The organism is Methylophaga sp. UBA2513 (assembly GCF_002341285.1).
In the GTDB taxonomy this organism is placed as follows: Bacteria; Pseudomonadota; Gammaproteobacteria; order Nitrosococcales; family Methylophagaceae; genus Methylophaga; species Methylophaga marina.
On the sequence record NZ_DDNT01000014.1, the window covers coordinates 61094 to 75996 of the forward strand.

A 14903-nucleotide genomic window follows, 5' to 3' on the forward strand; every position below is an offset into this window, starting at 1 on the left:
TGTGATTGATGTTTTTTAGGGGAGTTGTTGAGCAAATTAAAAATCACGTTATATGATGAGCTTGTTTAAGCTGTCTTTACACGGTTACGACCACACTCTTTTGCACGATAAAGCGCCTGATCGACTTGCTCTACAAAGTCGACAATTTCATCTTTAGGGGTGGGAACAATCGTTCCTAGGCCTATACTGATAGTCAGCAGTTGTGAAACCTCAGATTCCTGATGGCTGATTTGTAATTTCATCATTAATTGCTGGCAGCGTTCAGCAATTTTTATTGCGGCACTAGCGTCTGTTTCTGGCAGTAACATCACAAATTCCTCACCGCCAAAACGAGCAAAAAAGTCTCTAGAACGCGTTGCCGCCGAGGAGAGTGCCTGGGCGACCTGTTTTAAACAATCATCTCCCTGAATATGACCATAGCAGTCGTTGTATTGTTTAAAAAAATCAATATCCATGACCAGCAAAGAAAGCGGTTGCTGATGGCGTCTGGCCGTCATCCATTCTTCTTCGAATACTTTGTCTAACATGCGTCGGTTAGGTACACCAGTCAGACCATCTTTAAAAGAAAGCTCTTCCAGCTCTTTTTGCAAATCCAGTAACTTTTGTTCAGTTTCTTTACGTTCAGTAATATCGAACATAAAACCGATTAGCGCTTCGACTTCGCCTTGTTGGTCTCTGACGACATGTACCACATCTCGAATCCATACATAGTGACCATCTTTTGTCAGTGCCCGATAATCAGCTTCGTGATCAACACCGGCTTTGGATTGCGCCACACAGAAATCCACCACCGATTGCTGATCTTCTGGATGCATTCTTTCAGCCCACTCATTAACTGTTTGCCAGCTTTCTACCGACCACCCCAATAACTTCTCTATTTGTGGTCCGATGTAAGTAAAACACATGGTTTTCCAGTCAATGCGCCAGGGAATAGCTTTAGTCGATTCTAATAATGTTTTGTAAACACCTGAATCTTGGGATGTCATTCTATCGTCAGCCATTTCAATGACCCTCTATTCGAAAATAGGTTTAATTTCTGAGTATGGGGTTACTCACATTCATGCGTTAACTCTGCTCAAATGTAAAACTTTTTACAGCATCAATATGCTGCACACCGAGTTTTAACATCAGTAATCTATCTACCCCAATTGCTACGCCGCAACAGGCAGGCAAACCAGCTTGCATAGCCGCTAGTAAATGTTTATCAACCGGCATGGCAGACTTACCTTGCTGGTGTCGGATAAGATTATCTTCTACAAATCGTTGACTTAACTCATCTGCATCCAGGCATTCATCATAACCATTTGCCAGTTCAAGTCCTTGAGCATAGACCTCAAATCTGGCAGAGACAATATGGCCTTCCTCTGAACGGTGCAGTTTTGCCAGTTGTGCCTGCGAGGCAGGAAAATCATAAATAATATATGGGTGAACAGACAAGGCTAATTGCGGTTCAATTAACTCACTCATCAATAGCTCCAGCCAACCGTCTTTGTCTGTTTGCCAGTCTTGAGGGAGGCTTTTTATTCTGGACAGCGCATATTGTTTGAGTTCATCTTGCTCAACATCTGTGACATCAATCGACAAGTACTGTGAAAACAGTGTTTGATAGTTCATCTTGACCGCGGGAGATAAGCCAACCACGGTTTGTAATAAATCATCCACTTCCGCCATAAGCTGATGATAACTTAGGCTGGGGCGATACCATTCCAGCATCGTAAACTCAGGAGAATGATGCCTGCCCTGCTCACCATTACGAAATACTTTTGCTATCTGATACATATCCCCCAGACCAGCAGCTAACAGACGTTTCATCGCAAACTCGGGTGAAGTGTGCAAATAACAGGAGCTTTTCTGCCCACCAGCAGCAATATAATCAGTGGTAAAGCTATCAAGGTAAGGTGCTGTAGGGGCCGCATGAGAAAGAATGGGTGTGTCGACTTCCAGCACCTCTCGCTGATAAAAAAAACGACGGATCTCAGTCAGAAACTGAGCCCGTCGTTTTAGATTTTCCAGACTTGCAGAGGGGTGCCAGTCTTTATCGTACATAGTGGGTATTAGTCTTTTGCGCGTTCAACATAGGATGAAGAGCGGGTATCGACTCTCAGGACTTCACCGATTTCAATAAATAGAGGAACACGAACAACCGCACCTGTTTCCAGTGTGGCTGGTTTACCACCACCACCTGAAGTATCACCACGTACACCCGGATCGGTTTCAACCACTGCCAGATTAACGAAGTTAGGCGGAGTCACCAATAATGGTGTGCCATTCCATAATGTCACCGTGTAAACATATTGCTCTTTCAGCCAATCTTTACTTTCGCTGATGGCATTGGCATCGGCACCATATTGTTCAAACGAAGTTGGATCCATGAAATACCAAAACTCACCATCGGTATATGAATATTCCAGATCGGTTTCGATAACGTCAGCACTTTCAACCGTATCACCAGATTTAAACGTCCGCTCATTCACTCGGCCAGTTTTCAAGTTACGGAACTTAACACGATTAAATGCTTGGCCTTTACCCGGTTTAACAAACTCATTTTCGATGATGCTGCATGGGTCACCATCAAGCATAAACTTCAGGCCGGATTTGAATTCATTTGTACTATAACTTGCCATCTTAACCTCTTTTGGGGGACGATCTTCGCTTGCTTCAAAATAAAAGCCACTATGATACCGCAAACCACTAGCCTAAAGACAAAACAAAACTGGCAACACGCATTAGCCAACGCTATAAATAGTGCCGATGAATTATTAGCTTTATTGGGACTTTCCGGTCAGTTAGCTGCAATCGATAAAGCACAAATACGTCAGTTTCCGGTGCGTGTCCCACGCAGTTACATTAAAAAAATGCGCTATGGCGATGCTTCAGATCCGCTGCTTCGTCAGGTATTCCCTCTCATTGACGAGGGTTTTAGAGTCGATGGATATAAGGCTGATCCGGTAGGTGATCATTTAGCCATTAAGTCGCCCGGTATCTTACAAAAATATCAAGGACGAGCACTGTTATTAATGACAGGTGCCTGTGCTATTCATTGCCGATATTGTTTTCGTCGTCACTTCCCTTATTCAGAAAGTAATCCACTCGCCGGTCAATGGCAGCAGTCACTTGATGCTTTAAACGCTGATAAATCCATTACTGAAGTTATTCTCAGCGGCGGAGATCCCTTATCCCTCAATGATGAGAAACTGGCAAATGCTATTGAAGATCTTAATCAGATAACACATTTAAAACGATTGAGAATTCATACCCGGCTGCCCGTTGTATTGCCAGAACGCATCACCGAATCATTATTAAATTACCTGCAAAACACCCATCTGAAAGTGGTGATGGTCATTCATGCTAATCATGCCAATGAAATAGATGAAGAAGCAGCACAAGTGCTAAGTGACTTAAGGCAAGCTGGTGTGCAGTTACTGAATCAAACCGTTTTGTTAAAAGGGATTAACGATTCTGTAGACGCACTTGTGGGTTTAAGTGAGCGTTTAAATGAAGTGGATGTGCAGCCTTATTACCTGCATTTATTGGACAAGGTAGCCGGAGCACATCACTTTGATGTGGAAGAAGAACTTGCAGTGAGTTTGATTGAAAAGTTGAGACAACAATTGCCTGGCTACCTTGTGCCCCGTCTGGTGCGTGAGCTACAAGGTGAAGCCAGTAAAACGGTAATCAGCTAATTACCGTTGATCAATCGGTGTGTAGTCACGCATATCGCTACCGACATAGATTTGTGTTGGTCTGTAAATGCGATTATCACAAATTTGTTCACGCCAATGCGCTAACCAACCCGCTGAACGAGCTACAGCAAACAACGCGGTGAACTCGTCTTCAGGAATACCCATTTCGCTGTAGAGAATGCCGGAATAGAAATCAACATTCGGGTAAACGCCTTTATGGCCGAGGCGATCAGCACAGACTTCTTCCAGTTTTAGGGCAGTATCGAACATATCATCCAGATGACCACCACGTTCTGCAACTAACTGTTCTACCAGTTTGTGCAAAATAGTGGCACGAGGGTCTTTAACCTTGTACTCGCGATGCCCCATTCCCCAGATAACTTCTTTATTTTTTAGTTTCTGGTCAACCCAGCTTTCGACATTTTTCGGAGAACCAATCTCTTGTAACATGCCAACGACGCGTTGATTTGCACCGCCATGTAACGGGCCAGATAAGGTACCGATGGCAGCTGAAATCACGCTATAAGGTGTGGCCAGTGTCGAACCCGCGACCAATGCTGCAAACGTTGAAGCATTCAAGGTGTGTTCTGCATGCAAAATCAAACATACATCCATGATCTTAGCCATGAGTGGATCCGGTTCTTCACCGTTAAACATGTATAACAAGTTTTCCGCGACCGACAGATCATGTTTTGGATTAATAGGGTCCCAACCATTGCGGATGTGTTCCCACATCGCCACCAGCGGTGCCATTTGCGCAATGATATTCACCGTCATATTACGCACGTAATCAAGGTCTTCACAGCTATTGGCATCTGTCAGACACTCCGTACCCGGGTAGAACATGCCCAGACTGGATACCGCTGTTTGCAGCATATCCATGGGATGACCGGTATGGGGGAAATGACGCATCATCTGACGAATATGATATTTGATGCGGTAGTTGTCTTTTAACTGTTGGGAAAAATCATTTAAGGCTTTCTTAGTCGGTAACTCACCGTCTAACAAAAGCAGTGTGGTCTCTTCGAATGTACTGTTTTCAGCAAGAGTTTCGAGAGGATAACCTCGATAACTCAGTATGCCTTTTTCACCATCAATAAATGAAATGGCTGACTTTGTTGCGGGTACACCTTCCAGGCCTGGTAAAAAATCACTCATCTACAACCTCATAATTATCTTGATGGTGGAGATTATCGGAAAAGCTGGCATTATACTGCATTGCAGGTAGAGCAGCATCTCCGATGTTATTCGCTACTGATTTTATGGAGTTATCTCAAGATATCTGACCAGATATTGTGTGCCCAGGCATCAGCAAACTCCCCTTGCAGCAGTGTTGGGGTGGTGGTTATTCCTCCGCCGGGCATCACCGCCATTTTTTCCGTCTTTGGATCATATCTGAATACGGCCGCGACAAAGCCTGCTTTTTCGCCGTCAGTAAAACTATAACAGGTATTGCCAAACACCGGTTCAGGTTCAACTTCCTCTTCGTGTAATAGAGCAATGACTGCAGCGGCACAGACTTTTGCCTGCACATTGGCAATATGGCCTGATTTGGGCAAGGTGGATGCCACGGCATCACCTATCACGTGCACATCAGGTATAGCGGTCGACTCATAAGTGCTGAAGTCGACCTCGCACCAACGTTTATCGACATTCATCACACCTGCCAACTCAGCCACTTTTCCTGCGCGTTGGGGTGGAATGACATTCAGAACGTCGGCTTGGACTTTATCGAACAAACCTTCAACCGTTAACGTATCAACATCAACTGTTTCTATGCCATTACTGGGTTGATAATCAATGATGTCGGCATAGCGATCATCCCAAACGCCTTTAAATAACGCTTTTTTGGACACAATATCGCCATTGGCATCCAGAATGATTAATTTGGCTGTAGGATTATGTTGTTTTAAAAATAAAGCGATTTGGCAAGCACGTTCATAAGGGCCGGGGGGACAACGAAATGGAGCTTGCGGAATCGTCATTACCACCTTACCACCTTTACGCATCGCTTTTAATTGTTCATGAAGCAACTGTGTTTGCGGCCCAGCTTTCCAGGCATGCGGAATTTTAGTCTCAACAATCTCAGGTGTCAGCATGCTCAGCTGGTCATAAATAAAATCCACGCCGGGAGCAATGATAAGGCGGTCATAATCTACCACTGTGCCATCATCAAGACGCACATTTTTGTTATCAACATCCACCGCATTGACTGTGGCCTGAATCATCTTTACACCGTAGTGAGAACTCAAACCGTGATAATCAAAGGTTAATTGTTGTAGGGTTCGATGACCACTTAACACGAGATTACTTTGTGGGCAGGAAACAAAAGCCGTTTTTTTCTCAATCAGAATCACTTCAAGATCCTGCGACCACATGCGTAAGTATTTGGCAGCCGTGGCACCCGCAAAGCCACCACCCACCACCACAACACGTTGTGATTTTTTCGAAGGCGTTATTATGGCCGAACTCATGTTGGGAAATGCAGCCAAAGCTGAGGCTGTTATCCCTGTCTTTATCAGTTGCCGACGGTTAATGGCCATAATAACTCTCCACACTAATCAGGAAACATGCTCACCCTGTGCCTGTAAATCGGCATGATAAGAAGAACGTACCATCGGACCACTGGCGACATGTTCAAAGCCCATTTGTTTGCCTGCCACGGCAAGATCATCAAATTCGGCTGGCGTGATAAAACGTTCGACCGGTAAGTGATGCCTGCTCGGTTGCAGGTATTGGCCTAATGTCAGCATGCGACAACCATGGTCTCGCAGATCTTGCATCACTTGTTTGACTTCATCGATGGTTTCACCCAAGCCCAGCATCAAACCGGATTTGGTCGGCACATCGGGATGCATCTCTTGAAATCGTTTGATTAAATCCAGAGACCACTGGTAGTCAGAGCCAGGTCTGACCGCTTTATATAAGCGGGGAATACTTTCCAGATTGTGATTGAAGATATCCGGCGGACTTTGTTTGAGAATATCGAGCGCGACATCCATTCGTCCGCGAAAATCTGGCACCAGCACTTCAATATTGGTCTGCGGTGATTGTTGACGAATTTCATCAATACAACGGACAAAATGTGCCGCACCACCATCACGTAAATCATCACGATCGACAGAGGTCACCACAACATGCTTTAGCTGCATGGCAGCAATGGTTTTTGCCAGATGTGCTGGCTCGTTTTCATCCAAAGCATCGGGACGCCCATGAGCGACATCACAAAACGGGCAGCGTCGAGTACAGATATTCCCCATAATCAGAAATGTCGCAGTGCCATGGGAAAAACATTCACCTAAGTTAGGGCACGCCGCTTCCTCACATACCGTGTGCAGCTTGTGCTCACGAAGCATGTCTTTTATATGTTTAACCTTAGGGTTGCCATGCGATTTGGCCCGAATCCATTCTGGTTTTCGTTTTGGCTCGCTTGGCTCGATTTTAATGGGAATACGGGAAACCTTTGATTCGCCTTTTAAAGCGCGAACGTCACGTCTACCGTCTGTTAATTCACTCATGCATTTATTCCTAATTGTGTCTGTTGCTGAAAAGCAGACACAAATTGTTGTTTCGCTTCTGACATTGATATATCAATACCGAGCGACGTCATATCAATCACTTCCATACCCGCATAACCACATGGATTAATGTAACTGAAAGGTACGAGATCCATATCAATATTCAAGCTAAGGCCGTGATAACAGGCCCCACGTTTAACACGTAAGCCCAGAGAGGCAATTTTTTGTTCATCGACATAGACACCAGGCGCGTCAGGTCTGGCATAGGCATCGATATCATAATGAGCAAGGATGTTGGTCACTGTTTGTTCGAGATGCGTAACCATCTGTCTGACCCCCATCTTGGCTCGCCGTATATCCACCAGGGTATACACAACTAATTGTCCTGGACCATGATAAGTCACTTGTCCGCCACGATCTGTGGTCACAATGGGAATAGTCGAGTCCATCAAAATATGAGATGGGTCACCATTTGCGCCTTGGGTAAACACGGGATGATGTTCAAGCAACCATAATTCATCTTCAGTCTCAGCATCACGTTCAAGCGTGAATGACTGCATGGCATTAACTGTAGACTGGTAGTCTACCAGCCCCAGATCTTTAATTTGCATAAACGTTAAAGCACGTATTTGATAGCGTCGTGATCACTCAAATCCTGGTAAATAGCATCGAGCTGAGGTTTACTTGTTGCTCTTATCGTGACCGTGACCGATGTAAATTTACCACCGGAACTATGCTTCTGACTGACTGCACCCTCGGCAATATCATCGACATGGCGCCGGACAATTTCGACAACAATGCTATCGAGCTCCTCACTCGCTTCTCCCATCGCCTTGATAGCAAAGTCGCAGGGAAACTCTAATAATGTCTCAGATTGTTCTTGTTCACTCATACATTCATCTCCAACTTATGACGTTGGTATAGTTCATTTACTGTCTGCCATATTGGGCCTGGTAGACCTTGGCCAACAGGCTTATCATCCAGAGTCGTCACCGGTAATAACTCTCGCGTTGAGCTGCTAATCCAAATCTCGTCCGCCTGGGTGAGTCTATCTGCAGTCACCGATTCTTCTCTAACTGGAATACCGGTCATAGCCGCCAGTTCGAGAACAAAATCACGAGTAATACCGGGCAGCACTGTATTGTCTTTTGCTGCGGTATAAATAACGCCATCAAAAACCGCATAACTATTACTGGCAGAGCCTTCAGTCATCACACCATCACGAATCAAAATGGCTTCTCCAGCACCCTGCTCGTGCGCTTGCTGTCTCAGCATGGTATTGGGTAACAAAGCAATGGCTTTTATATCGCAACGCTGCCAACGAATATCATCGACCGTGATTGCTTTAATTCCTTGTGTCTTATATGAGCTTGGGACAGCATTAAGCGGATTGCTCATCATAAAGACAGTCGGCTTAACCCCTTGCGGAAATACATGCTCACGCGGTGCCACACCTCGAGTTACCTGTAGATAAACGGCCTGATTTTCAGCCTCGTTATGTTCAATTAACTGAGTGATGAGCTGTGTCCAGTGCGCATCGTCGAAGGGATTACTTAAATGAATCCCATCCAGACTATTTTGCAGCCGGGATAAATGCGCTTTTAAACGAAAAGGCTGGCGACCGTATACAGGGATGACTTCATAAACCCCATCACCGAATAAAAAACCGCGATCGTAAACAGATACTTTTGCCTGCTCAGCAGGCAAAAAAGTATCGTTCAGAAAGACAGTCGCCATGACTGCTTAGCCCCAGATCCATAGCATGATTTCATCAATCAGACGGCGCCACCAGCTACCTTGCTCAACATCATTCAGTGCCACTAATTCTTGTTTAGCGACCACTTCATCATCAAGACGAATCTCCACTTTACCTAAGACAGTACCGGCTGTAACAGGCGCAATGACGGGTTGCTGAATATTGGTTGTCGCCTCTAGTTGATCGTATTGACCACGTGGTACTGTTACAGACAATGGCTTAGTCAGACCTAAAGCGAGTTGATCAGTCGCGCCTTTCCATACTTTAGTATCGATAATACCGGTATTGGCTTTATACAGCTGATGCGTTTCAAAGAAGCGGAAGCCGTAGTTCATCAACTTTTGCGTTTCTTGAGCACGTGCATTTTCGCTGCGTGTGCCTAAAACCACAGAAATCAACCGCATATCGCCGCGTTTTGCTGAGGCAGCAAGACAGAATCCAGCTTCTTCCGTATGTCCTGTTTTTAAACCATCAACACTGTTATCACGCCAGAGTAATTTGTTACGGTTGTGCTGTGTGATGCCGTTGTAGGTGTATTCTTTTTCTGAATACCATTCATAGTGCTCAGGAAAGTCACGGATTAAGGCGGCCGACAAAATCGCAATATCATGTGCGGTTGTGTAGTGATCAGGATCAGGTAAGCCTGTCGCGTTCATATAGTTAGTGTTGTACATACCAAGCTGCTGCGCATACTGATTCATCATCTGTGCAAAGGTTTCTTCACTACCCGCAATATGCTCAGCTAGTGCAACTGCAGCATCATTACCTGACTGTACAATCATGCCTCGCATCAAAGACTCAAGGCTGACTTTGGTGTTTACTTCCATAAAGCTGCGTGAACCTTGCATACGCCAAGCTTTTTCACTGATCAACACTTCATCTTCGAGTTTAATGTTGCCAGCATGCAGTTCATGCGACACCACATAAGATGTCATTAGTTTAGTGATACTCGCAGGGGGTAATTTTTGGTCCGCGTTTTCTTCAGCCAGAATTCGACCACTGTCATAATCCATTAAAATGTATGATTTTGCCGCGACGCTCGGCGCGGAAGGTTGAGGTGTGATAGCACCAGCAAAAACCTGGGTAAATGCGAATAAAAAGGACAGAAATAAAACAACTTTCGTGTGTTTCAGCATATTGAACTCTCTGAATCTAAATGTTTAATCAATAACAATGTGCGAATTGGGATAACCAAGATTAGCTAATTTCGTCGCCAGGCTATCGCCTTGTTCAACGCTGCTTATTGGCCCTATACGCACACGATATAGGGTTCCCTGCGAACTTTTAAATGGCGTGATAATAATGACGCCAGTGACTTCATGCTGTAATTTTCGTTTTATTTGCTCAGCGCGACTCAAGCTGCTGAAAGCCCCCACTTGCAGGAACATTTCTGCTGAGCTCAGTGGCTTTACCGAAGCGGTCACCTTAGGTGCGGCTTCCTTGATTGTAGGCGCCACAGTGGCTTTACCTGGTGTGGTTAGCGCTCGTACTTCCACTAAACCAGTTCCTTTAGCAATAATCCCGAGCTTAGTTGCTGCGCTATATGATAGATCAATCACACGGTTTTCGTGAAACGGACCGCGATCATTCACCTTCACAATGGCTTTTTTACCGTTTTCAAGGTTAGTCACTTCCACATAAGTCGGTAAAGGTAATGTCTTGTGCGCAGCGGTCATTTTGTACATATCGTAAATTTCACCGCTCGACGTTCTGCGACCGTGAAACTTCGTGCCGTACCAAGATGCAATCCCTTTTTCACGATACCCTTCAGCACTACTTAAGGTGTAATAGTTTTTGCCTAAAACTTTATATTGACGGGGATTACCATATTTACTTAATGGTTCATTTTTAGGTACTGCATCAGGAATATTACTTAAATCCGGAACGCGTGTGGGCGCACTATCCTGCTCGACAACGCCAACTTTACCTCCACATGAAGTCAAAAAACCGATTAGCAATAACAACGCTAATCGGTGTGAACTCAAACTCATTTGGTCTTATCCATTTTTTCTCGAATAGCTTGTGCAAGCTGATATACAGCCATGGCATACATACGACTATGATTATAGCGAGTGATCGCATAAAAATTCTGTCTGCCTAACCAGTATTCCTCACCGTCAGCTTGTGTCAAACCAACCACAGATAACACATCATCACCCGCTGGCACTTGGGAGAGTGAAAAGCCGGCTTCTTTTAGCTGCTGTCGAGTGAATGCGGGTTTGAGATCATTGGCTAACATGGCTTCAGGAAGTGGTTTACTCGCCTGTGTGCGATGCACGATAGATTGACCAGGTACCCAACCATGTAACTTCAGGTAATTGGCGATACTACCAATAGCATCGGTCGGATTCGTCCAGATATCACGATGGCCATCACCATCAAAATCCACCGCATACGCCAGATAGCTACTTGGCATAAACTGTCCCAATCCCATCGCTCCTGCATAAGAACCTACAGGATCCAGTCGAGAGATTTTTTCCTGTTCTGTTAGCACTAAAAACTTTTCCAGTTCACTGGTAAAAAAAGGACTGCGTGGTGGATAACGGAAAGCCAGTGTGGATAAAGCATCAATGACACGATAGCCCCCCATATGCTGACCATAACGTGTTTCCACACCCAATATTGAAATAATGATCTCTGCTGGCACGCCATATTGTTTTTCAGCGGCTTCCAGCGCTTCTTTATGATGTTGCCAGAATTCGTAGCCACCATTGATACGTGAATCGGTCAGAAATATATTTCGGTATTCATACCAAGGCTTACTTTTTTCAGCCGGCCTTGAGATAGCCTTAAGAATGGCATCCTTGACGTCGACCTGGTCAAATACATTGTCTAACTCAGCACGATCGAAACCGTGTTTAGTTACCATCTTATCGATAAAGGCATCGACACCTGGTAATTGGTCATTGGCTTGCACATGGATACTGGCAAGCAGCAGCAAAGAACTGAATAGCGTTTTTTTCACGGTGACATCATCCTTCGGTGAGTATGAATAGACATCAGGATACCGAAGCCTGCCAGCAGGGTCACCATTGACGTGCCCCCATAACTGATCAGGGGCAGCGGCACCCCTACAACGGGTAACAATCCTGTTACCATCCCAACATTAACGAACACATAGACAAGGAAAGTAATAGAAATACTTCCTGCCAGCAGTCTGGCGAAACTACTTTGAGCCTGACTGGCAATATATAGTCCTCTGCTAGCGACCAGTAAATAAACAAATAATAAAATTGCGACACCGACCAAACCGAACTCTTCTGAGATCACAGCAAAAATAAAATCTGTAGAACGTTCAGGTAAGAACTCTAAATGCGACTGTGTGCCCTGTAGCCATCCTTGACCGAATAAGCCTCCAGAGCCAATAGCAATTTTTGACTGAATAATATGATAGCCGGCGCCTAAAGGATCATTTTCCGGATTGAGAAAAGTCAGCACGCGGCGGCGTTGATAATCGTGCATGAAATACCACAGCACAGGGGCAGCAGAGGCACAGGAGACTAAAAAGCCAATAATAATTTTCCAACTGATGCCGGCTAAAAATAAGACAATCAGCCCTGAACTGGCAATCAAAATAGCCGTGCCTAAATCAGGCTGTTTCGCAATAAGAAACGCTGGCAGACCAATTAACACTAACCCAACGAGAATACGCCATGCGGATGGAGGCAATGGGCGTTCAGCAATATAGGCTGCTACCAGAATAGGTACAGCCAACTTAATAATTTCTGAAGGCTGGAACCGGAAAAAGCCTAAATTCAACCAGCGCTGAGCGCCTTTTCCCTCATGCCCAAACAACAACACAGCAATAAGTAAAACCAAGCCGAAGCCATAAAGCAGATAAGCATTATCGCGAAGTCGGTCAGGATCAATCTGAGCTATCGCTAGCATAACCGTTACTGCCATACCGATTCTCACCAGCTGACGAATAATAATGCCAGTATCCTGCCCACCCGCGCTGAACAGCATCATTAATCCTGCACCCAACAAAATAAGCAGGCCGAGTAACAAAAGAGGATCGATATGAAATCGCCGCAACATGGTGGAGAATTGCCACTGATGCGGTTTTCTTCTATCGCTTAGCAGGCTACTACTCATCGACTTCAAATCCAAAATACTGTTGAATTAACTTTCTGGCGATAGGTGCGGCTACTTTACTACCACTCCCCCCATTTTCGACCACAACAGCTACAGCAAACTCGGGTTTATCGGCTGGAGCAAAGGCAATAAATAAAGCATGGTCATGGAGCTTTCGTTCCAGAGTTTCAGCATCGTACTCTTCATCCTGTGCTATGCCGAATACCTGGGCTGTGCCTGTTTTACCCGCCACTTTAAAAGGCATGTCTTTCCCCACTGATCTGGCTGTACCCCGCTCTCCGTGGATCACTTCAACCATGGCTTGAACGACGGCTTCCCAGTTTTGACTATTTTGCATTGGCAGATTGTTCATAATCTCACTGTTTCTGAGATTCATATCAGCTTGCCCAGCCGGGCGAGTTGCCCTCACCACTTGTGGCTGCATTGAGATGCCTCGCATAGCCAGTGTCGCTGTAGCATGAGCCAGCTGAACGGGTGTCGTTTGGTTAAAGCCCTGGCCTATTCCTGAAATCAATGTTTCACCTGGAAACCACGCTTGATTCCGACTGGCACGTTTCCATTCACTTGAGGGTGACAAACCTTCACTTTCATTGGGTAAATCGATACCGCTGCGATGGCCAAAGCCAAAATAATCAAGAAAATGATGCAAACGATCGATGCCCAGCGCATGAGCTAAATCGTAGAAATATACGTCGCAAGACTGAGCTACTGCATCTTTCATATCAACCATACCATGGCCATAACTTTTCCAGCAGCGATAACGATGACTACTGCCTGGTAAGCTATACCATCCAGGACAATAGGTTTTAGAGCGTTCATTGACAACGCCCAGTTCCAATCCTGCCAAGGCCACAAAAGGTTTAAGTGTCGAACCAGGTGGATAGTGACCACGAAGCGCTCTATCAAACAACGGTCTCTCAGGCGAATCCCTCAACGCCCCGTATTCTTTACTACTGATACCTGAAACGAATGAATTCGGATTGTAGTCAGGCTTGCTCACTAGCGCTAAAACCCCACCATTGCGAGGGTCAATCGCCACCACTGAGCCATTGTAGTCCCCCAATGATGCCGCTGCGACACGTTGCAGATTAATATCCAGGTTTAAATATAAATCATCGCCTGACTGTGAGGGCTCAGACAGAAGTTCACGTACAATACGGCCTTGAACATTTGTTTCTACCTGACGGTAGCCCACACTGCCATGTAGTTTATCTTCGTATTCCTTTTCAATGCCTGTTTTACCAATCTGAGAAGTCCCTTTGTAGTCTTTCTGATCGATGATTTGCATATCACGCTCGTTGATACGGCCAACGTAACCAACAGCATGTGCAAACAAGTTATTCTGTGGGTAATGTCGTATCAGACGGCCTTCGATATCCACACCAGGAAAACGATAACGGTTAGCAGAGAAGCGAGCGACCTCTTCTTCTGTGAGTCGTTGCCGGATCACAACATGGTGAAAGCGGCGCTGACGCTGCATACGTTCCTTGAAGGCCTCTATGTCCTCCTCAGACAAAGCGAGTAATTGACTCAACTCATGCAGGGTTTCATCAAGATTGGGGACTTTTTCAGGTACCATTTCCAAACTGAATGTTGGAATATTTTCAGCCAACAAGACCCCGTTACGATCGTAAATGAGTCCCCGCTGGGGCGGTAATGGCTCGATATCCACACGGTTACGGTCTGAGAGTGAATCAAAGTGTTCATATTCAAACACTTGCAAATACACTAACCGGAAGATCACGATGCTAAAAATAATCACTGACAGTAGACCAGCGAATAACAAACGTCCGTTTACAAGGCGACTCTCACGAAAATGATCTTTAAGCGTAAACTTTGAAGCCATATAAC

At 45.2% G+C, this 14903-nt stretch carries 15 protein-coding genes; 1 reads left to right on the forward strand and 14 read right to left on the reverse strand.

What is annotated here, in order from left to right:
* Positions 1-65 precede the first annotated feature (65 nt).
* The 3 genes from B3V56_RS08065 to efp all read right to left on the reverse strand — a co-directional run bounded on the left by B3V56_RS08065 (position 66) and on the right by efp (position 2624).
* Positions 66-1001, reverse strand: coding sequence for a GGDEF domain-containing protein (locus B3V56_RS08065; protein WP_289284155.1), 936 nt, complete (start codon positions 999-1001; stop codon positions 66-68).
* Positions 1002-1065: 64 nt separating this feature from the next.
* Positions 1066-2046: an EF-P lysine aminoacylase EpmA gene (epmA, locus tag B3V56_RS08070; RefSeq protein ID WP_289283403.1), complete on the reverse strand. Its 981-nt coding sequence runs from the start codon at positions 2044-2046 to the stop codon at positions 1066-1068.
* Positions 2047-2054: 8 nt separating this feature from the next.
* On the reverse strand, positions 2055-2624 hold the full coding sequence (efp, locus tag B3V56_RS08075) for an elongation factor P (protein ID WP_091715374.1): 570 nt from the start codon (positions 2622-2624) through the stop codon (positions 2055-2057).
* A gap of 51 nt (positions 2625-2675) precedes the next feature.
* Here efp and epmB point away from each other — a divergent pair, with 51 nt between their 5' ends.
* The gene (gene epmB / locus B3V56_RS08080; protein WP_289283402.1) at positions 2676-3683 is read left to right on the forward strand and encodes an EF-P beta-lysylation protein EpmB; all 1008 of its coding nucleotides are present in this window, start codon (positions 2676-2678) and stop codon (positions 3681-3683) included.
* On the opposite strand, the gene B3V56_RS08085 is transcribed toward epmB, so the two are convergent.
* The 11 genes from B3V56_RS08085 to mrdA all read right to left on the reverse strand — a co-directional run bounded on the left by B3V56_RS08085 (position 3684) and on the right by mrdA (position 14898).
* Complete coding sequence (locus B3V56_RS08085; protein ID WP_289243317.1) at positions 3684-4841, reverse strand: citrate synthase; 1158 nt, start codon at positions 4839-4841, stop codon at positions 3684-3686. It lies immediately after the preceding gene.
* Positions 4842-4951: 110 nt separating this feature from the next.
* On the reverse strand, positions 4952-6226 hold the full coding sequence (locus B3V56_RS08090) for an NAD(P)/FAD-dependent oxidoreductase (protein WP_289284156.1): 1275 nt from the start codon (positions 6224-6226) through the stop codon (positions 4952-4954).
* 18 nt (positions 6227-6244) lie between these two features.
* A complete protein-coding gene (gene lipA, locus B3V56_RS08095; protein WP_286304083.1) occupies positions 6245-7201 on the reverse strand; it encodes a lipoyl synthase in 957 nt (318 codons plus the stop codon).
* The gene (gene lipB / locus B3V56_RS08100) at positions 7198-7812 is read right to left on the reverse strand and encodes a lipoyl(octanoyl) transferase LipB (protein WP_289283400.1); all 615 of its coding nucleotides are present in this window, start codon (positions 7810-7812) and stop codon (positions 7198-7200) included. Before lipB ends, lipA begins: the two co-directional genes overlap by 4 nt.
* A gap of 5 nt (positions 7813-7817) precedes the next feature.
* Positions 7818-8093 carry an HP0495 family protein gene (locus tag B3V56_RS08105; protein ID WP_286304081.1) on the reverse strand — a complete coding sequence of 92 codons (276 nt, stop codon included), beginning with the start codon at positions 8091-8093 and terminating at the stop codon, positions 7818-7820.
* A complete protein-coding gene (gene dat / locus B3V56_RS08110; protein WP_289283399.1) occupies positions 8090-8938 on the reverse strand; it encodes a D-amino-acid transaminase in 849 nt (282 codons plus the stop codon). The genes B3V56_RS08105 and dat overlap by 4 nt, the downstream gene beginning before the upstream one ends.
* Positions 8939-8944: 6 nt before the next feature.
* On the reverse strand, positions 8945-10093 hold the full coding sequence (locus B3V56_RS08115; RefSeq protein ID WP_289284157.1) for a D-alanyl-D-alanine carboxypeptidase family protein: 1149 nt from the start codon (positions 10091-10093) through the stop codon (positions 8945-8947).
* A 24-nt stretch (positions 10094-10117) separates the two neighbouring features.
* The gene (locus B3V56_RS08120; RefSeq protein WP_289283396.1) at positions 10118-10948 is read right to left on the reverse strand and encodes a septal ring lytic transglycosylase RlpA family protein; all 831 of its coding nucleotides are present in this window, start codon (positions 10946-10948) and stop codon (positions 10118-10120) included.
* On the reverse strand, positions 10945-11922 hold the full coding sequence (mltB, locus tag B3V56_RS08125) for a lytic murein transglycosylase B (protein ID WP_289283395.1): 978 nt from the start codon (positions 11920-11922) through the stop codon (positions 10945-10947). The genes B3V56_RS08120 and mltB overlap by 4 nt, the downstream gene beginning before the upstream one ends.
* The gene (gene rodA / locus B3V56_RS08130; RefSeq protein WP_289283394.1) at positions 11919-13052 is read right to left on the reverse strand and encodes a rod shape-determining protein RodA; all 1134 of its coding nucleotides are present in this window, start codon (positions 13050-13052) and stop codon (positions 11919-11921) included. Before rodA ends, mltB begins: the two co-directional genes overlap by 4 nt.
* Positions 13045-14898 carry a penicillin-binding protein 2 gene (gene mrdA / locus B3V56_RS08135; protein ID WP_289284158.1) on the reverse strand — a complete coding sequence of 618 codons (1854 nt, stop codon included), beginning with the start codon at positions 14896-14898 and terminating at the stop codon, positions 13045-13047. Before mrdA ends, rodA begins: the two co-directional genes overlap by 8 nt.
* Positions 14899-14903 lie beyond the last annotated feature (5 nt).

What these genes read in the sequence shown, in the direction of transcription:
- B3V56_RS08115 (WP_289284157.1), bottom strand. Translation starts at nt 10,093, where the DNA reads ATGCTGAAACACACGAAAGTTGTTTTATTTCTGTCCTTTTTATTCGCA.
- B3V56_RS08120 (WP_289283396.1), bottom strand. Translation starts at nt 10,948, where the DNA reads ATGAGTTTGAGTTCACACCGATTAGCGTTGTTATTGCTAATCGGTTTT.
- B3V56_RS08105 (WP_286304081.1), bottom strand. Translation starts at nt 8,093, where the DNA reads ATGAGTGAACAAGAACAATCTGAGACATTATTAGAGTTTCCCTGCGAC.
- B3V56_RS08065 (WP_289284155.1), bottom strand. Translation starts at nt 1,001, where the DNA reads ATGGCTGACGATAGAATGACATCCCAAGATTCAGGTGTTTACAAAACA.
- B3V56_RS08085 (WP_289243317.1), bottom strand. Translation starts at nt 4,841, where the DNA reads ATGAGTGATTTTTTACCAGGCCTGGAAGGTGTACCCGCAACAAAGTCA.
- rodA (WP_289283394.1), bottom strand. Translation starts at nt 13,052, where the DNA reads ATGAGTAGTAGCCTGCTAAGCGATAGAAGAAAACCGCATCAGTGGCAA.
- epmB (WP_289283402.1), top strand. Translation starts at nt 2,676, where the DNA reads ATGATACCGCAAACCACTAGCCTAAAGACAAAACAAAACTGGCAACAC.
- mrdA (WP_289284158.1), bottom strand. Translation starts at nt 14,898, where the DNA reads ATGGCTTCAAAGTTTACGCTTAAAGATCATTTTCGTGAGAGTCGCCTT.
- lipB (WP_289283400.1), bottom strand. Translation starts at nt 7,812, where the DNA reads ATGCAAATTAAAGATCTGGGGCTGGTAGACTACCAGTCTACAGTTAAT.
- dat (WP_289283399.1), bottom strand. Translation starts at nt 8,938, where the DNA reads ATGGCGACTGTCTTTCTGAACGATACTTTTTTGCCTGCTGAGCAGGCA.
- epmA (WP_289283403.1), bottom strand. Translation starts at nt 2,046, where the DNA reads ATGTACGATAAAGACTGGCACCCCTCTGCAAGTCTGGAAAATCTAAAA.
- B3V56_RS08090 (WP_289284156.1), bottom strand. Translation starts at nt 6,226, where the DNA reads ATGGCCATTAACCGTCGGCAACTGATAAAGACAGGGATAACAGCCTCA.
- lipA (WP_286304083.1), bottom strand. Translation starts at nt 7,201, where the DNA reads ATGAGTGAATTAACAGACGGTAGACGTGACGTTCGCGCTTTAAAAGGC.
- efp (WP_091715374.1), bottom strand. Translation starts at nt 2,624, where the DNA reads ATGGCAAGTTATAGTACAAATGAATTCAAATCCGGCCTGAAGTTTATG.